At 65.5% G+C, this 17,263-nt stretch carries 13 protein-coding genes and 1 pseudogene; 12 read left to right on the top strand and 2 right to left on the bottom strand.

Annotated features, from left to right (window positions below):
- Nucleotides 1–22 precede the first annotated feature (22 nt).
- The 4 genes from prpF (at nucleotide 23) to DM992_RS25105 (ending at nucleotide 3,135) form a co-directional block, all read left to right on the top strand.
- Nucleotides 23–1,216, top strand: a complete 1,194-nt coding sequence (gene prpF, locus DM992_RS25125; RefSeq protein WP_111020387.1) for a 2-methylaconitate cis-trans isomerase PrpF — start codon at nucleotides 23–25, stop codon at nucleotides 1,214–1,216.
- 228 nt (nucleotides 1,217–1,444) lie between these two features.
- Entirely contained in the window at nucleotides 1,445–2,497 is a 1,053-nt protein-coding gene (locus tag DM992_RS25115; protein WP_111019098.1) for a CaiB/BaiF CoA-transferase family protein, read from the top strand.
- 118 nt (nucleotides 2,498–2,615) lie between these two features.
- Nucleotides 2,616–2,864 carry a type II toxin-antitoxin system prevent-host-death family antitoxin gene (locus tag DM992_RS25110; RefSeq protein ID WP_111019097.1) on the top strand — a complete coding sequence of 83 codons (249 nt, stop codon included), beginning with the start codon at nucleotides 2,616–2,618 and terminating at the stop codon, nucleotides 2,862–2,864.
- Nucleotides 2,854–3,135, top strand: a complete 282-nt coding sequence (locus DM992_RS25105) for a type II toxin-antitoxin system RelE/ParE family toxin (RefSeq protein WP_111019096.1) — start codon at nucleotides 2,854–2,856, stop codon at nucleotides 3,133–3,135. Before DM992_RS25110 ends, DM992_RS25105 begins: the two co-directional genes overlap by 11 nt.
- A 56-nt stretch (nucleotides 3,136–3,191) precedes the next feature.
- Here the strand turns inward: DM992_RS25105 and DM992_RS25100 are convergent, their stop codons facing one another.
- A complete protein-coding gene (locus tag DM992_RS25100) occupies nucleotides 3,192–3,635 on the bottom strand; it encodes a PaaI family thioesterase (RefSeq protein ID WP_034181638.1) in 444 nt (147 codons plus the stop codon).
- A gap of 305 nt (nucleotides 3,636–3,940) precedes the next feature.
- Between DM992_RS25100 and DM992_RS25095 the strand changes: the two genes are divergently transcribed.
- Nucleotides 3,941–5,569, top strand: a complete 1,629-nt coding sequence (locus tag DM992_RS25095) for a methyl-accepting chemotaxis protein (protein ID WP_111019095.1) — start codon at nucleotides 3,941–3,943, stop codon at nucleotides 5,567–5,569.
- Here DM992_RS25095 and DM992_RS25090 read toward each other — a convergent pair.
- Complete coding sequence (locus DM992_RS25090; RefSeq protein ID WP_111019094.1) at nucleotides 5,542–6,651, bottom strand: AGE family epimerase/isomerase; 1,110 nt, start codon at nucleotides 6,649–6,651, stop codon at nucleotides 5,542–5,544. The genes DM992_RS25095 and DM992_RS25090 overlap by 28 nt on opposite strands.
- A gap of 115 nt (nucleotides 6,652–6,766) precedes the next feature.
- On the opposite strand from DM992_RS25090, the gene DM992_RS25085 reads away from it, so the two are divergent.
- From DM992_RS25085 to DM992_RS43420, 7 genes and pseudogenes are all read left to right on the top strand, one after another.
- A complete protein-coding gene (locus DM992_RS25085) occupies nucleotides 6,767–7,465 on the top strand; it encodes an MgtC/SapB family protein (RefSeq protein WP_111019093.1) in 699 nt (232 codons plus the stop codon).
- A 1,759-nt stretch (nucleotides 7,466–9,224) separates the two neighbouring features.
- Nucleotides 9,225–9,611 (top strand): annotated as a pseudogene (locus DM992_RS43550) (3-deoxy-7-phosphoheptulonate synthase); the annotation flags it as partial.
- Between the two features lie 38 nt (nucleotides 9,612–9,649).
- Nucleotides 9,650–10,222: a hypothetical protein gene (locus DM992_RS43545; protein ID WP_343212473.1), complete on the top strand. Its 573-nt coding sequence runs from the start codon at nucleotides 9,650–9,652 to the stop codon at nucleotides 10,220–10,222.
- A 276-nt stretch (nucleotides 10,223–10,498) separates the two neighbouring features.
- Nucleotides 10,499–11,740, top strand: a complete 1,242-nt coding sequence (locus DM992_RS25070) for an efflux RND transporter periplasmic adaptor subunit (RefSeq protein WP_111019091.1) — start codon at nucleotides 10,499–10,501, stop codon at nucleotides 11,738–11,740.
- A gap of 15 nt (nucleotides 11,741–11,755) precedes the next feature.
- Nucleotides 11,756–14,959: an efflux RND transporter permease subunit gene (locus DM992_RS25065; protein WP_111019090.1), complete on the top strand. Its 3,204-nt coding sequence runs from the start codon at nucleotides 11,756–11,758 to the stop codon at nucleotides 14,957–14,959.
- The gene (locus DM992_RS25060) at nucleotides 14,959–16,494 is read left to right on the top strand and encodes an efflux transporter outer membrane subunit (RefSeq protein WP_111019089.1); all 1,536 of its coding nucleotides are present in this window, start codon (nucleotides 14,959–14,961) and stop codon (nucleotides 16,492–16,494) included. Before DM992_RS25065 ends, DM992_RS25060 begins: the two co-directional genes overlap by 1 nt.
- Nucleotides 16,495–16,512: 18 nt before the next feature.
- Nucleotides 16,513–17,199 carry a TetR family transcriptional regulator gene (locus tag DM992_RS43420; RefSeq protein ID WP_111019088.1) on the top strand — a complete coding sequence of 229 codons (687 nt, stop codon included), beginning with the start codon at nucleotides 16,513–16,515 and terminating at the stop codon, nucleotides 17,197–17,199.
- The last annotated feature ends 64 nt before the right edge of the window (nucleotides 17,200–17,263 follow it).

Raw genomic sequence — 17,263 nt, 5'->3', positions numbered from 1 at the left:
GGGTTACATCGAGAACACAGACATGGCTCACATTCCTCAAATCAGGATTCCCGCGACCTATATCCGCGGCGGCACCAGCAAGGGCGTGTTCTTCCGGCTGCAGGACCTGCCCGATGCGGCGCAGGCGCCGGGCGCCGCGCGCGACGCGCTGCTGCTGCGCGTGATCGGCAGCCCCGATCCGTACGGCAAGCAGATCGACGGGATGGGCGGCGCGACGTCGTCCACCAGCAAGACGGTGATCGTGTCGAAGAGCGCGCGGCCCGGCCACGACGTCGACTACCTGTTCGGGCAGGTCGCGATCGACAAGGCGTTTGTCGACTGGACCGGCAACTGCGGCAACCTGTCGGCGGCGGTCGGCCCGTTCGCGATCAGCGGCGGGCTCGTCGATCCCGCGCGCGTGCCGCGCGACGGCATCGCGACCGTGCGGATCTGGCAGGCCAACATCGGCAAGACGATCGTCGCGCACGTGCCGGTCACGAACGGCGCGGTGCAGGAGACGGGCGACTTCGAGCTGGACGGCGTCACGTTCCCGGCCGCCGAAGTGCAGCTCGAATTCATGGATCCGGCTGCCGAGGAAGAGGGTGCGGGCGGGTCGATGTTCCCGACCGGCAACCTCGTCGACGATCTCGCGGTGCCGGGCGTCGGTACGCTGAAGGCGACGATGATCAATGCGGGGATCCCGACGATCTTCGTCGAGGCGGAGGCGATCGGCTATACGGGCACCGAGCTGCAGGACGCGATCAACGGCGATGCGAAGGCGCTCGAGAAGTTCGAGACGATCCGCGCGCACGGCGCGCTGCGCATGGGGCTGATCGATACGCTCGACGAAATCGCGACGCGGCAGCACACGCCGAAGATCGCGTTCGTCGCGAAGCCGGCCGATTACGTCGCATCGAGCGGCAAGCGCGTGAACGCGGGCGACGTCGACCTGCTGGTGCGCGCGATGTCGATGGGCAAGCTGCATCACGCGATGATGGGCACGGCGGCGGTCGCGATCGGCACGGCCGCGGCGATTCCCGGCACGCTCGTGAATCTGGCGGCGGGCGGCGGCGAACGCAACGCGGTGCGCTTCGGGCATCCGTCGGGCACGCTGCGCGTCGGCGCGGAAGCGCAGCAGCAGGAGAACGGCGAGTGGACCGTCACGAAGGCGATCATGAGCCGCAGTGCGCGCGTGCTGATGGAAGGCTGGGTGCGGGTGCCGGGCGACGCGTTCTGACGCATGCCGGTTCCGGCGTGCCAACCGGTACGAGCGACGCTCGCTCCGATCCCTGCGAAGCGGATTCCGCCGCGCAGGGATTTTTCGTTTGATGCGCGCATGACGGACGCGATCCGGTGCGCAATGCATGGGACCGGCGTACATATCTAAGCGCGGATGCTGGTCGACCGCAACGCATGGGACCAGTGTAAGCGCTAAAGCGCTAACGCTGGTCGACAGGAGAATCGCATGCCGCTCGATGCGCCGCTTGCCGGCATCCACATCGTCGAATTCGAAGGTCTCGGCCCCGGCCCGCTCGCAGGCTGGATGCTCGCCGGGATGGGCGCGCGGATCACGCTGATCGCGCGGCCGTCCGGCCGCACGAGCGCGCCGGACGCGCTGCGGGGCCGCGACGGCGATCTGCTGCGCGAAGGCAAGGCGATCGTCGAGCTCGACCTGAAGGCTGCGGCCGGCCGCGATGCCGCGCTCGAACTGATCGCGCAGGCGGACGCGCTGATCGAGGGGCTGCGGCCCGGCGTGATGGAGCGGCTCGGCCTCGGGCCCGAAGATTGCGCACGCCGCAACCCGAAGCTCGTGTACGGGCGGATGACCGGCTGGGGCCAGCACGGCCCGCTCGCGGCCGCGGCCGGGCACGACCTGAACTATGTCGCGCTGACGGGGCTGCTGTCGCTATCGGCACCGAACGACGGCCGGCCGGGTTTGCCGCCGACTGTCGTCGGCGATGCGGGCGGCGCGCTCGGGCTCGCGTTCGGGATCGTCTGCGCGCTGTTCGACGTGCGCGGCGGCGGGCCGGGGCGCGTGGTCGACGGCGCGATCGTCGACATCGTGTCGATGCTCGGTTCGCTCGCGCTGTGGGCGCGCGCGAACGGGCAGCTCGACGGCGCGCAGCCGAGCCTCTTTCATGACGCGCCGTTCTACGACGTGTATCGCTGCGCGGACGGCGAATGCGTGACGATCGGCGCGCTCGAACCGCCGTTCTACGCGCTGCTGATCGAACGGCTCGGGCTCACCGACGTCGATCCGGCGTCGCAGTACGACCGCGCATGCTGGCCCGCGCTGAAGGCACGTTTCGCCGACGTGTTCGCGCAACAGCCGTCCGCGCACTGGCGCGCGCTGCTCGAAGGCACCGACGCGTGTTTTGCGCCGGTATTGAGCGTCGCCGACGCGGCCGCGCATCCGCACAACGCGGCGCGCGAGATCTATCGGACCGACGAGAACGGCAACGTGCGGGCGCGCGTGGCGCCGCGGTTCCTGCCTTTGGCGGGCGATGGGGCAGAGTAGGCGTGTCGAACTTCACGGCGCGAGAGCGAATTCGGTATCGCCTGTATGGCACCCGCAATCGTACTAAATAGGGTGCTAAATAAGGTACAATTAAAATTCGATCGAAAAAGGAGCGGACATGCCCCACACCATCCTGGCCAGCGTGACGGCGAGCGTCTCGGAGCTGAAGCGGAACCCGATGGGAACCGTGGCGGCGGGAGAGGGCTTCCCGGTCGCGATCCTGAATCACAACGAACCCGCGTTCTATTGCATCCCGGCGAAGACATGGGAGGCGATGGTCGAGCGTCTCGAAGATATCGAAGACAACGCGCTGGCCGACTCGCGCACCAAGGAGAAAGCCGTCAAGGTCAAGCTGAATGACCTTTGAACTCGCCTTTCTCGAAGCTGCGTTGAAGGAGTGGAAGAAGCTCGATCGCACCGTTCGCGATCAGTTCAAGGCCAGGCTCGCCGAACGGCTCGAGAATCCTCGCATTCCGTCGGCGAAGCTGCACGGTCATCCGGACCGCTACAAGATCAAGCTGCGCAGCGTCGGCTATCGCCTCGTGTACGAAGTGCGCGATGCGCAGATCGTCGTACTGGTTGTCGCGGTGGGGCGTCGCGAGCGCGATGCGGTCTATCTCGCCGCAATGAAACGCTAGCGCGACACGCGCTGCGTGTTCGGCGTTCTCTCATTGACCTCGGGCCGGGCAGCCGCTCAGGCCGTTTCCTCCGGCGTATCCGGCATCTTGCCGTCGCCGACGCGATTGATCGTGCCTTGCGCGATCGCGACGAGCCGCTCGTGATCGCCGTCGATGACGAACACATGACACTGGCAGGTCGCCTGGTGCCGGCCCGCGTAGACGAGCTTCGCGCGGGCGACGAGCGTGCCGTTCACGGCCGGCCGCAGGTAGTTGATCTTGTATTCGGCCGTGATCACGCGCGGGCCGAGCACGAGCGCGCCGGCGAACGTCAGCGCGTTGTCGGCGAGATAGCTGATGACGCCGCCGTGCACGAAACCGTGCTGCTGCCGCAGCTCGTCACGCACGTGCAGGCACAGCGACACCTCGTTGTCGCCGATATGCATCAGCTCCGTGCCCAGCAGCATGCTGAACGGTTGCGCACGCAATGCGCCGCGCGCGTGGTCCGTGATGTCGGTCATCGACTTTCCTCGAAATGAGTGCCCGCTTGCGCTGAACTCTAGGAAGGGGGCTGCGGATAAGCAAGGAAATTCGTCCGCGATTCATGCGATTGCAGGCGTGATGTGACGCGATTATTGCGTTGAATGCCGGAGACGTCCTTGTTTGCGGGCGATTCGGCGCGAATGTCCAAGCGATGCACGTCACAGGCCCGCGTTGCTGGCCGCGCCTCGCCGGCTGCACCTGAACCCCCGCTCCTAAAGTCCGACGAAGAAATGCCGCTAATGCCGGGGCATTGCCTCCTCGTCTGCTCTCCAGGAATCTCCCCATGTTCGGAAAAATCAAGCTCGCGTCGGGTCTGCTCGGCGTGTTGACCGTGTTTTGCCTCTTCCTGTTCGCGATCGAAGCGCTCGGCTTCCGGGCGCTCGCGTCGACGCGCAGCGGCGTCGACGATCTGTCGAACGTCGCGATCGCGCAGGTCAACGCGGCCAACCAGGCGACCGAGCACCTGCTCGACGCGCGCATCAACCTGTCGCGCGCCGGCACGCGGATGGTGCGCGGCGGCCCGAAGCCGGAGGACATCATCCGCCATGCCGGCGCTTCGCTTGCCGAAGCGGACAAGGCGTTCGCCGCGCTGACGGCCGCGCAGCCGGTCGACGACACGAACCGCACGCGCGTCGCGGCGCTCGCGGAGCGCTATCGCGCGCTGCGCGGCGCGCTTGGCGAACTCGTGCAGTTCCTCGACGCCGACAACATCCAGGCCTTCCTCGACCAGCCGACGCAAGGCATCCAGGACGCCTACATCGCCGAACTGCATCGCTTCGCCGAATACGGCAGCGCATCGAGCCGCACGGCGCTCGACACGATCGACGGCGGCATGCTCTGGTTCAAGTCGGTCGGCATCGCGCTGCTGGTGGCGATGCTCGCGGCGAGCGCCGCGATCTACGCGGCCGCGCGGCGCGCGGTCGTCGCGCCGCTGGATGAAGCGGGCCGCCATTTCGAGCGGATCGCGCAGGGCCGGCTCGACGAAGCCGTGCGGGCGGGCGGCGTATTCGAGATCGACCGGATGCTGCGCGGCCTCGCCGCGATGCAGGCGAGCATCGCTGGCACCGTGCGCACGGTGCGCCACGCGTCCGACGCGATCCACCTCGGCGCGGGCGAGATCGCGGGCGGCAACGCCGACCTGTCGGCGCGCACGGGCACGCAGGCCGCATCGCTCGAGGAAACGGCCGCGAGCATGGAGGAATTGACCGCGACCGTCCGGCAGAACACCGACAGCGCACGCGCGGCCAGCGCGCTGGCCGACGCAGCGCTCGAAGCGACGAGCCACGGCGGCGGCGTGGTCGACAGCGTGATCGACCGGATGCGCGGCATCGCGCAGAGCTCGGGGCGGATCGCGGAGATCATCTCGGTGATCGACGGCATCGCATTCCAGACCAACATCCTCGCGCTGAACGCGGCGGTCGAGGCCGCGCGGGCCGGCGAACAGGGGCGCGGCTTCGCGGTCGTCGCGGGCGAAGTGCGCTCGCTCGCGCAGCGCAGCGCGCAATCGGCGAAGGAGATCAAGGCGCTGATCGAGGATTCGGTCGCGCAGATCAACGGCGGCGCGGAACTTGTCGAGCGTGCCGGCGACGCGATGCGGACGGTGTCGGCATCGATCACGCGCGTCGTGCAGACGATGTCCGAGATCACGGCCGCGTCTGTCGAGCAGAGCGTCGGGATCGAGCAGGTGAACCAGGCCGTCACGCAGATGGATCAGCTGACACAGCAGAACGCGGCGCTGGTGGAGCAAGTCGCGGCGGCGGCCGCGTCGCTGAACGACCAGACCGCGCACCTGATGCAGGCGGTGTCGGTGTTCGAGCTCGGCGATGCGCGCGGCGAACGAGCGGGACTCGGCGAACGCGCGGCGCCGTCGTTCGCCGACGCAGGTTACGAACCGGCCGGCAGCGCCGCGTAGGCAGTCGCGAGATGGTAGGGCGTCGTCGACGGCATGTCGGCGCGCGACACCTGCCCGTCCGCCGTCTTGCACTCGAACCAGCCGCGCGGATGCAGGAAGCGCGCGGCGAAGCGCTCGATCTGCTGCGCGAGCGGCGCGGAGGCCGGCGTGCCGCCGTGCGTCGCGAGCGCGCGCAGGTACTCGGTCTGCGCCCAGATCCGCTGCGTGCCGTCGATGCACGCGCCTTGCGCGTCGAGCGCCGCGCAGACGCCGCCCGTCTGCGCATCGACGCCGTATTGCTCCGCGAACGTGAACGCGCGCGACAGCGCGTCGGGGAGCCCGGTCTGCGCGAGCCGTGCACCGGCCGCATCGACCAGATAGAACCACTCGAACTGATGGCCGGGCTCGAAACGGTTGTCGGCCGCCCCGAGCGGCAGCTCGGCGACGCAGCCGGTCGCCGCGTCGACGAACGTGCGCTCGACGGCCTGCGCGGTGCTAGCGAGCGCATCGTCGAACGCCGCGTCGCCGAAGGCGTCGGCGGCTGCGAGCCATGCTTCGGTCAGATGCATCAGCGGATTCTGCAGCGCGCCGCTGCCGGATGGCGAGAAATCGGCGTGGCGCGCCGCATCGAGAAGCGCGTCGCCGCGGCGCGGCGCGAAGCGGTCCTGGATCAGCGCGGCGGTTTCCTCGGCCACCGTGCGCGCGGCGGCGTCGCCCGACGCCGCATGCCATGCGGCGCACGCGAACACGATGAACGCGTGCGTATAGAGATCCTTGGTCGTATCGAGCGGCGCGCCCTGCGCGTCGACGCTGTAGATCCAGCCGCCGTGGCGCGCGTCGCGGAAGCGGCTGCACAGCGCGGCGAACAGCGTGGCCGCATGTGCTGCGTCGCCGGCCTGCGCGAACACGAACAGTTGCCGCGCGCAGGCCATTGCGCGATAACGGGTGACGGGCAGCGGCGCGTGGGTGGCTGGATCGACGGCCTCGAACGGCAGCCGCAACATGTGGTCGAACCCGGAACCCCGCCAGATCGGCAAGACGACGTGCGCGAAATGGTGGCGCAACTGGGCGGCCTGGGTGGAAGCGGAGTCGGAAACGGACATGACGGGGTTGAGCGCTTGGATCGAATCGTGTCGGCGCGGCCCGGAGGATCGGCGCGGCCGGGGCCAAGGATAAAACATTCCGCGCGGCCGGCACAAAAAAAAGGAGATAAATCGGATGCTCAGCAACCTGGAACTCGTGATGCGGCTCGTTCTTGCGGCGGCGCTCGGCAGCGTCATCGGCTTCGAGCGCGAGCGCCTGTCGTGGGCGGCCGGCCTGCGCACGCACATGCTCGTGTGCGTTGGCTCGACGCTGATCATGATCGTGTCGGCGTTCGGTTTCGCCGACGTGCTCGGCAGCAGCGAGCACATCGTGCTCGATCCGTCGCGGATCGCCGCGCAGGTCGTGTCGGGCATTGGCTTCCTCGGCGCGGGCTCGATCCTGCTGCGCGGCGAGATCGTGCGCGGGCTGACGACGGCAGCGAGCCTGTGGTCGGTCGCCGCGATCGGCCTCGCGGTGGGCGGCGGCCTCTATGTGGCGTCGATTTCGGCGACGATCATCATCCTGATCATCCTGGCCGGCATCAAGCCGCTGGAGCGGCGCTATTTCACGGTGCGCCAGCGGCGCCAGCTTGCGCTGACGGTCGTGAGCGGCGCGCTGACGTTCGATTCGCTGCATGCGGCGCTCGGCCCCGACAGCGCGCGCGTGAAGCAGTTCATCCTGCAGCGTGCCGACGACACGGGCGAGCACGACGAGGTGCGCATCGCGCTCGCGCGGGTGTCGGAACTCGAATACCGGGCGATCTGCGACAAGCTGCGCGCGTTGCAGGGCGTCACGCGTTTCGAAGAAGGGAACGGGCTGTCGGGCGACGAATAGGCTGAATCGGTTGCGGGGCGTGCGGCAATGGCCGGCCACCGATTCCGTTCGACTTCCGGTTCCGCGCTCGCGGGGCCCGTTATCCGATCTCCATGACCTCTGCCGAATTATTTCGATAAGATCAATGAATTCAATGGGTTGGCGATGGGTTGGATTTTTGGCCCCTCGGCCAGCCCATCGTCGGCGCTGGGCTTGGCTGGGACAACATGTCCGAGCGGCATTCGGTGGCGAATCACTCCGCTTCGTTTTATCGGAGAGACGCAATATGACAGGGTCAAACGAGAAGTGCCGTCTCGCGCGTCGAACTGACCCCTTCTCGGATTTTGGGCTCAGCCTGCAGTTCCTGCGATGCGAACCTATTTCTATTGACTCTATACTCGTCAGATCTTCACAAGCAAAGATCGGAGGACTGGGGTGCTGGTGGCAGTTAAATTGCCGTCGGGACCAACAATTGACGTTTGGGACCTCTGTTCAGCCATTGCACAGGCAGTCTGGCCGACAGAAGGCTTGCACGGAATTGACTGCATTGACGGGGGGACTTATTCGAACACCCTCTGTAGCAGAACACAATGCAGCGCCAAAGCCGTTGGAGCCGCTCACGGTGGCGGATGGACCTACGGCGCTCTCGCAGACCCCGTCGGCAACAGCCGAAGGTTGGATGGCGAAACACTGGCTCACCGCGCGGCCATAGCCGTCGAGAACCACTCGCTTGTACCTCGATCGTCAATGCCGGGCCATACGAGTGAAGCGTCGACAATGGCGCCAGCAATTTCGAGTCGACGAGATGATGCGCGATGCCGGCGAAAGTCGGGCGGGCGGACAAGCCGGCCTGCGTAACGCACGATCGTGCTCCTCGATGAATTCTCTCGCCGCATCGATGAAGGCGCCCCCTCTCTCGACAGCCCGACGCTTCTTGGGTTGCGACCAAGCAATCGGAATCCCGGCGGTTCCTCCAGCCGCTTCACCTTGACGCTGACCACGCCTTGTGTGGTATCCAGGTAGTCCGCCGCTTTCGTAAGGCTTCCAAATTCCGTAACCAATAGAAAGGTACGAACGACATCTACGTCAAGCGCGATCCTTGCCGATCATCCGAATTTGTTGTGTTTGAAATAGCATTATTGATATTTTAAAAAATTTCACGGAACCTCATAATTCCATCGATCAACATCAGATGAGGTTTATTTGGCGGATATGTATTCGTAGAGCCATCAATTGCTTGCGCCCATCATCCCGCTCTTTATCGATGATCTCCGGATGCGGTAATTGTCTTGTGGCACGATATTCATGGCGGATATGCGCGGATACGCAGATCCGCTCGATACTACGTGTGGCGCGCCGAGATTTTCGTGGAACCCGTGATTTATGCGATTCGAGCAAGAATTCAACGGGGTCGAAGATGTCTTGCTCGCGCGAGGCTTGCTTTCGGCCGTGTGGGCGGAAGTTTGTCTGCAATCTTTGTAGAGCCAGGACAAGAGGCTCGCGAAGAAAATCCCCGCTATCCATCGGATATGAAGTGGCGCCAACCTGTCAAGAATTGCAGCTCGGTGTCCGACCGGATTGATAGGTCGCGCCTGAATCAAATGTTCGCCCCAGCCCAGCCCCTGAATGTCAGCTCGCACTGCAACGCCGATGGCATGCGGACATCAGTCATGAACGAGTATTCCGATAGAAAACATAAAGCCGGCCGCTCACGACTGATTTTTTAAAAGCTATTCGTGAGAGAACTTCGTTGAATGAAATCATTGGTGGAAGTAATCTCGTGAAAACTACGGCGTTCCTGAAAGGCGAGCTTCCGGCGACGCCCAAGAACGAACGCCTCGTCACCTCGAGAACTGCCATCCGACGGATCCTGCATGGCGGCGACGACCGGTTGCTCGTGAATGTCGGACCGTGCTCGATACACGACCCGGCGGCGGCGCCCGATTACGCGGCGCACCTGTCGCAGGCGAGACTGGCGCTGCATCAGGATCGCGAAATCGTCATGCGCGTCTACCACGAAAGGCCGAGAAGCCGTCTCGGCCGGAAAGGTCTTGTCAACGCTCCACATCTCGACGAGGCCCACGACATTGACGTCGGCCTGCAAATCGCCCGAAAGCTGCTGCTGGATGTGACGTCGCTCGCGCTTCCCATTGCAACCGAGTTCCCCAGTATCGGTAGTCGAAACTATCTTGCGGATCTCATCTGGTGGGGGCGATCGGCGCGCGTACGAAGGAATCGCAGGGTCATCGTGAAATGGCCTCCGGCTTGCTGTGTCCGATCGGATTCAAGAACAGTACCGACGGCGCGCTGGAGATTGCGATCGACGCGAGTCGTGGCAACAGCGGCAAGTTGCACAAGAACCAGTTGCGGGTCTGCGCATCGATCGGCGCCCAGATAGCTGCCGGCAACGTTCACATCGCAGGGCTCTTGCTCGAGTCGAATCTTGTCGCCGGCGCTCAGGTCGTATCTGCTCATCGTGCGCTGGTCTATGGCCAGAGCATTACCGATGCCTGCATCGGTTGGGACGATACCGTCGACGTGCTCAATCGCCCCGCGTCTGTAATGCGCACACGCCGACAGGCAACCCACGTGTCGGCTGGTCAAGTATTTCAACCAGCGGTCCCTGACATCGGGGGGGGGCTGCCGTGCATCCGGTCGACATCCCGTCCCGAAAACGGCCTGGCGCAACCAAAACCCGTTCGAATACGCGATGGACAGCCAGTCGTCATGCCGATCAGTTCATTCACAACCGCTCAATCGAGCCACAAGGATGATTGAAATGCCATATTTGATTTCCGGCGCCCCTCCATTTGTGCTGGCGATTCTATGATCGCCGAACATTACATAAGGATTGCTGAAATTATAAGTGACGCTATCTGAATTGCCTGATTCCGCAAAGGAATTGGCCGAATTGCGTGAGCAATGCGTTCCGGAAAGGATGTGCCAGAAGGAAATTCGCATGCAGGGTTCCGGATGGAACCGGCAGGCATAGGCGTTGTTGAAGAAAAGCCAGAACCGAGTGGTTGTTATTCATTGATTGTGAGAGGTCGCTCCATGTGCGTCGAACGGGTTCCATACCGCTTAATCACTGTCGCGACGGCCGCCGTTTTCCTGGCCGCGTGCGGGAAAAAAGAATCGGCACCGCCGCCGCAAACGCCGGAAGTCGGCGTCGTCACCGTCCAGCCGCAAGCCGTACCGGTCTTCACCGAACTGCCGGGCCGCACCAGTGCATTCCTCGTCGCGCAGGTTCGCGCGCGGGTCGACGGCATCGTGCTGCGCCGTGAATTCACCGAAGGCACCGACGTCAAGGCCGGCCAGCGTCTGTACAAGATCGATCCGGCACCGTATATCGCCGCGCTGAACAGCGCGAAGGCGACGCTCGCGAAGGCGCAGGCGAACCTCGTCACGCAGAACGCGCTGGTCGCGCGCTACAAGGTGCTGGTCGCCGCGAACGCGGTCAGCAAGCAGGACTACGACAACGCGGTCGCCACCCAAGGGCAGGCCGCGGCGGACGTCGCGGCCGGCAAGGCGGCGGTCGATACCGCGCAGATCAACCTCGGCTACACGGACGTGGTCTCGCCGATCACGGGCCGCGTCGGCATTTCGCAAGTGACGCCGGGCGCGTACGTGCAGGCGAGCCAGGCGACGCTGATGTCGACGGTGCAGCAGCTGGACCCGGTGTACGTGGACCTCACGCAATCGAGCCTCGAAGGCCTGAAGCTGCGCCAGGACGTGCAGAGCGGCCGCCTGAAGACGAGCGGCCCGGGCGCGGCAAAGGTGTCGCTGATCCTGGAGGACGGCAAGACCTACTCGGAGCCGGGCAAGCTGCAGTTCTCGGACGTGACGGTCGACCAGACCACCGGCTCGGTGACGATCCGTGCGGTGTTCCCGAACCCGGGCCGCGTACTGCTGCCGGGGATGTTCGTGCGCGCACGGATCGAGGAAGGTGTGAACGAGAACGCGTTCCTGGTGCCGCAGATCGGCGTTACGCACGACCAGAAGGGCCAGGCGATCGCGATGGTGGTGAACGCCAGCAACAAGGTCGCGCCGCGTCCGCTGAAGACGACGGGCATGCAGGGGCAGAACTGGATCGTCGAAGGCGGTCTGCAGGCGGGCGACCGGGTGATCGTGCAGGGCGTCGACAAGGTGCGTCCGGGCGCGACCGTGAAGACCGTTGCGGCCCAGCTTGCGCAGGCGGTCGGCGCCGCCGCAGGGGCTGCAGCGCCGGCCGCCTCGTCGGCTGCAGCGTCGGCTGCCGCCCCGGCGAGCGCCGCCGCCGCGTCGAGTGCTCATTAACAGGGAGCCTGTTTCATGGCAAAGTTTTTTATCGATCGCCCGATCTTTGCATGGGTGATCGCCATCGTGCTGATGCTGGCCGGCGTCGCGTCGATCTTCACGCTGCCGATCGCGCAGTATCCGACGATCGCGCCGCCGGCCGTGCAGATCACCGCGAACTATCCGGGCGCTTCCGCGAAGACGGTGGAAGACACGGTGACGCAGGTGATCGAGCAGCAGATGAGCGGGCTCGACAACTTCCTGTACATGTCGTCGACGAGCGACGATTCGGGCAACGCGACCATCACGATCACGTTTGCGCCGGGCACGAACCCGGACATCGCGCAGGTCCAGGTGCAGAACAAGCTGTCGCTCGCGACGCCGAACCTGCCGCAGGTCGTGCAGCAGCTCGGCATGTCGGTGACGAAGTCGAGCAGCAGCTTCCTGATGTGGATTGCGTTCAACTCCGAAGACGGCAGCATGTCGAAGGACGACCTGACGAACTACGTCGCGTCGCACGTCCTCGATCCGATCAGCCGCATCAACGGCGTCGGCCAGACACTGCTGCTCGGTTCGCAATATGCGATGCGCGTATGGCTCGATGCGACGAAGCTGACGAACTACGGCCTCACGCCGTCCGACGTGACGGCCGCGATCAACGCGCAGAACGTGCAGGTCGCGGGCGGCCAGATCGGCGGCACGCCGGCGAAGCCGGGCACCGTGCTGCAGGCGACCATCACCGAGGCGACGCTGCTGCGCACCCCCGAGCAGTTCGGCAACATCCTGCTGAAGGTCAACCAGGACGGCTCGCAAGTGCGCGTCAAGGATGTCGCCAGGGTGTCCCTGGGGACGGAAAACTACAACTTCGACACGAAGTACATGGGGCAACCCACGGCCGGGCTCGGCATCCAGCTCGCGACCGGCGCCAACGCGCTGGCGACCGTGAGCGCGATCCAGGCGAAGGTGGCTGAGCTGTCGCGATACTTCCCGCACGGGCTGGTCGTCCACTATCCGTTCGATACGACGCCGTTCGTGCGCCTGTCGATCGAGGAAGTGGTCAAGACGCTGCTCGAAGGCATCGTGCTGGTGTTCCTCGTGATGTACCTGTTCCTGCAGAACCTGCGTGCGACGATCATCCCGACGATCGCGGTGCCGGTCGTGCTGCTCGGCACGTTCGCGATCATGGCGGCGGTCGGCTTCTCGATCAACACGCTGTCGATGTTCGGCCTCGTGCTCGCCATCGGCCTGCTGGTCGACGACGCGATCGTGGTGGTGGAGAACGTCGAGCGGGTGATGGTAGAGGAGGGCTTGTCACCGAAGGAAGCGACCCGCAAGGCGATGGGCCAGATCACCGGTGCACTCGTCGGCGTGGCGCTCGTGCTGTCGGCGGTGTTCGTGCCGGTCGCATTCTCGGGCGGTTCGGTCGGCGCGATCTATCGTCAGTTCTCGCTGACGATCGTGTCGGCGATGGTGCTGTCGGTGCTCGTCGCGCTGATCCTGACGCCGGCGCTGTGCGCGACGATCCTCAAGCCGATCCCGAAGGGCCACCACGAAGAGAAGAAGGGTTTCTTCGGCTGGTTCAACCGGACCTTCGACAAGAGCCGCGATCAGTACCACGTCGGCGTGCAACACGTGATCAAGCGCTCGGGTCGCTGGCTCGTCATCTACCTGGCCGTGCTTGTCGCGGTCGGCCTGTTGTTCGCGCGCCTGCCCAAGTCGTTCCTGCCGGACGAAGACCAGGGCTACATGTTCGTGATCGTGCAGACGCCGTCCGGCTCGACGCAGGAAACGACCGGCAAGACGCTTGACAACATCAACACGTACCTGACTACCGCGGAGAAGGATGTGGTCGACTCGGTGTTCACGATCAACGGCTTCAGCTTCGCGGGTCGCGGCCAGAACTCGGGTCTCGTGTTCGTGAAGCTGAAGGACTTCTCGGCGCGCCGGCGTTCGGACCAGAAGGTCCAGGCGCTGCTGCGAAGGACCGCTGCGCATTACGCGAAGTACAAGGATGCGGTGGTGATTCCGTTCAACCCGCCGTCGATTCGGGAACTCGGCAACGCGTCCGGCTTCGACTTCGAGCTGACGGACAACGCCGGTCTCGGCCACGACGCGCTGATGGCGGCACGCAACCAGCTGCTCGGGATGGCGTCGAAGGACCCCCTGCTCGCGCTGGTGCGCCCGAACGGCCTGAACGACACGCCGCAGTACAAGGTGGACATCGACCGCGAGAAGGCGGATGCGCTCGGCGTGACGCCGGACGCGATCGACCAGACGTTCTCGATCGCGTGGGCGTCGAAGTACGTGAACAACTTCCTCGACACCGACAGCCGGATCAAGAAGGTGTACGTGCAGGCCGACGCACCGTTCCGGATGACGCCGGACGACCTGAACGTCTGGTACGTGCGCAACGGGTCGGGCGGGATGGTGCCGTTCAGCGCGTTCGCGACCGGCCGCTGGACCTACGGTTCGCCGAAGCTGGAGCGCTACAACGGCGTCTCGTCGTTCGAGATCCAGGGGCAGGCGGCGGAAGGCAAGTCGACCGGCCAGGCGATGGCCGCGATGGAAGCGCTCGCGAAGAAGCTGCCGGAAGGCGTCGGCTATTCGTGGACGGGTCTGTCGTTCCAGGAAATCCAGTCCGGCTCGCAGGCGCCGATCCTGTACGCGATCTCGATCCTCGTCGTGTTCCTGTGTCTCGCGGCGCTGTATGAAAGCTGGTCGATCCCGTTCTCGGTGATCATGGTCGTGCCGCTCGGCGTGGTCGGCGCACTGCTCGCGACGACGCTGCGTGGCCTCGAGAACGACGTGTTCTTCCAGGTCGGTCTGCTGACGACCGTGGGCTTGTCCGCGAAGAACGCGATCCTGATCGTGGAGTTCGCGCGCGAGCTGCAGGTAGCGGAGAAGATGGGGCCGATCGAGGCCGCGCTGGAAGCGGCGCGCCTGCGGCTGAGGCCGATCATGATGACGTCGCTCGCATTCATTCTCGGCGTGCTGCCGCTCGCGATCAGCAACGGCGCGGGCTCGGCGAGCCAGCACGCGATCGGCACCGGTGTGATCGGCGGGATGATCACCGCGACGTTCCTCGCGATCTTCATGATCCCGATGTTCTTCGTGAAGGTGCGCCAGATCTTCAGCGGCGAGCAGGAAGATGCCGATCTCGCACTGCGTCTCGCGCAGGCGCATTCGCGTCACGAAGATCGACAGCACAACGACGAAGACGCCGGCAACAACGGACATTGATGATGCAAAAACACGCTATGACTGCAAGCGCGGTCGCACTCGCCACCGCGCTCCTTGCCACGGGCTGCACGATGGCGCCGCATTACAAGCGGCCCGACGCGCCCGTCGCACAGGCGTACCCGGCCGGCGGCGTCTACGCGACGCAGCCGGGCGCTGCCGGCGCGCGCAGCGCGAACGGCCAGGCGGCGACCGCCATCGGCTGGCGCGAATTCTTCGTCGATCCGCGCCTGCAGCGGCTGATCGAGATCGCGCTGAAGAACAACCGCGACCTGCGCGTGTCGGTGCTGAACATCGAGGCGGCGCGCGCGCAGTACCAGATCACGCGCGCGGGCCTGTTCCCGACGCTCGACGGCACCGGTACGGGCAGCATCCAGCGATTCCCGGCCGGCGTATCGACGACGCGCCAGCCGCTGATCACGCGCACCTACAACGTCGGGCTTTCGGCGTCGTGGGAACTCGACCTGTTCGGCCGCGTGCAGAGCCTGAAGGACCAGGCGCTCGCGCAGTACCTGTCGACCGCGTACGCGCGGCAGGCGCAGGAAATCTCGCTGGTGTCGTCGGTGGCTGACCAGTACCTGACGCTGCTGTCGACCGACGATCTGCTGAAGGTCACGGAGAACACGCTGAAGTCCGCTCAGGCGCAGTACGACCTGACGAAGCTGCAGTTCGACAACGGCACGGGCTCCGAGCTCGAGCTGCGTCAGGCGCAGACGGTGGTCGAGACGGCGCTCGCGAACCAGCAGGCGCAGGCGCGTGCGCGTGCGCAGGCGCTGAACGCGCTGGTGCTGCTGATCGGCGAGCCGCTGCCGGACGATCTGCCGCCGGGCATGCCGCTCGACGCGCAGAACCTGCTGACGGACGTGCCGGCCGGGTTGCCGTCGGACCTGCTGACGCGTCGTCCGGACGTGATGCAGGCCGAGCAGACGCTGCTGGCCGCGAACGCGAACATCGGCGCGGCACGCGCGGCGTTCTTCCCGAAGATCTCGCTGACGGCGGCATTCGGCACCGCGAGCCCGACGCTCGGCGGCCTGTTCAAGGCCGGTACGGCGGCGTGGTCGTTTGCGCCGAGTATTGCGCTGCCGATCTTCGAGGGCGGTTCGAACATCGCCAATCTCGATCTCGCGCACGTGCAGAAGCGCATCGAGATCGCGAACTACGAGAAGGCGATCCAGTCGGCATTCCGCGAAGTGTCGGACGGGCTGGCCGCACGCGGCACGTACGACCAGCAGATCGCCGCGCTCGAGCGCAACGAGCACGCGCAGCAGCGCCGCTTCGACCTGTCGGACCTGCGTTACAAGAACGGCGTCGACAGCTACCTGTCGGTGCTGACCGCGCAGACGGATCTGTACTCGGCGCAGCAGACGCTCATCAGCGCGCGTCTGGCGCGCTGGACAAACCTCGTCGACCTGTACCGCTCGCTGGGCGGCGGCTGGGTCCAGCGCGCCGGCGAGACGCCGCGCGCGCCGGATGAGCCGGTCGACTACGGCAACGCGGCCGTACCGTTCGCTTCGGCCACGGCGGCGCGGGCGAACTGACCGCGAGGGCGACGAAAAATGGTTCGCAAAACCAAGGAAGAGGCGCTCTTGACCCGGGAAGCCATTCTCGACGCGAGCGAGCGCCTTTTCGATGCATGCGGCTATGGTGCCGCGTCGCTCGAGGACATTGCCGAGGCGGCCGGTGTCACGCGCGGCGCGGTGTATTGGCACTTCAAGGGCAAGAGCGATTTGCTACTGGCGCTCTTTGTCCGTGCGCGGGAGTCGTTTCGCGGCCAGTTACTGGCACTTGCGCGGCGCGGCAATCGGCGCGCGAGCATCAAGGCGTTCTGCCGCCTGTTATTGTCGGGCGGCGCGCGCTGCGCCGAAGCGAAGGCGTTCTGCCGACCCCGCGGCAAGCTGCTCCCGCACGACGAGATTTTCCTCGCCGAGCCGTTGACGGCGCACCTCGCGATCGAGCTGTTTCAGGAGATGCATGAGACGCTCGTCGCGATCCTGAACAAACCCGGCGACGCCGGCGAAAACGGCGCGAATGCATCGTCGGGCGAAACCGAAATCGACGCCTATTTTCTTCAGGCGTTGCTGGTGGGGCACGCGCGTCTACGCGCATTTTACGCGGCGCCGCGCAAGATGGGCGATGCCGCCGCGCGGATCGTCGGGCGCGGCATCGAGGCGGTCTCCGCGCGCCACGGCACGCGCGCTCGCGCCGCGAATCGGGTCGGCGCGACTCCGATAGCCCGACCCTAGGCGGCGCGCCGGGCCGCCGGCACGCAATCGCAATTTGCGCCACTTTTTCGCTCAGATGCATCGC

Origin of the sequence: Burkholderia sp. JP2-270 (assembly GCF_003233675.1) — a bacterium.
Taxonomy (GTDB): domain Bacteria; phylum Pseudomonadota; class Gammaproteobacteria; order Burkholderiales; family Burkholderiaceae; genus Burkholderia; species Burkholderia pyrrocinia_C.
This window is presented reverse-complemented; position numbering and strand designations above follow the sequence as displayed.

What these genes read in the sequence shown, in the direction of transcription:
- prpF (WP_111020387.1), top strand. Translation starts at nt 23, where the DNA reads ATGGCTCACATTCCTCAAATCAGGATTCCCGCGACCTATATCCGCGGC.
- DM992_RS25115 (WP_111019098.1), top strand. Translation starts at nt 1,445, where the DNA reads ATGCCGCTCGATGCGCCGCTTGCCGGCATCCACATCGTCGAATTCGAA.
- DM992_RS25110 (WP_111019097.1), top strand. Translation starts at nt 2,616, where the DNA reads ATGCCCCACACCATCCTGGCCAGCGTGACGGCGAGCGTCTCGGAGCTG.
- DM992_RS25105 (WP_111019096.1), top strand. Translation starts at nt 2,854, where the DNA reads ATGACCTTTGAACTCGCCTTTCTCGAAGCTGCGTTGAAGGAGTGGAAG.
- DM992_RS25100 (WP_034181638.1), bottom strand. Translation starts at nt 3,635, where the DNA reads ATGACCGACATCACGGACCACGCGCGCGGCGCATTGCGTGCGCAACCG.
- DM992_RS25095 (WP_111019095.1), top strand. Translation starts at nt 3,941, where the DNA reads ATGTTCGGAAAAATCAAGCTCGCGTCGGGTCTGCTCGGCGTGTTGACC.
- DM992_RS25090 (WP_111019094.1), bottom strand. Translation starts at nt 6,651, where the DNA reads ATGTCCGTTTCCGACTCCGCTTCCACCCAGGCCGCCCAGTTGCGCCAC.
- DM992_RS25085 (WP_111019093.1), top strand. Translation starts at nt 6,767, where the DNA reads ATGCTCAGCAACCTGGAACTCGTGATGCGGCTCGTTCTTGCGGCGGCG.
- DM992_RS25070 (WP_111019091.1), top strand. Translation starts at nt 10,499, where the DNA reads ATGTGCGTCGAACGGGTTCCATACCGCTTAATCACTGTCGCGACGGCC.
- DM992_RS25065 (WP_111019090.1), top strand. Translation starts at nt 11,756, where the DNA reads ATGGCAAAGTTTTTTATCGATCGCCCGATCTTTGCATGGGTGATCGCC.
- DM992_RS25060 (WP_111019089.1), top strand. Translation starts at nt 14,959, where the DNA reads ATGATGCAAAAACACGCTATGACTGCAAGCGCGGTCGCACTCGCCACC.
- DM992_RS43420 (WP_111019088.1), top strand. Translation starts at nt 16,513, where the DNA reads ATGGTTCGCAAAACCAAGGAAGAGGCGCTCTTGACCCGGGAAGCCATT.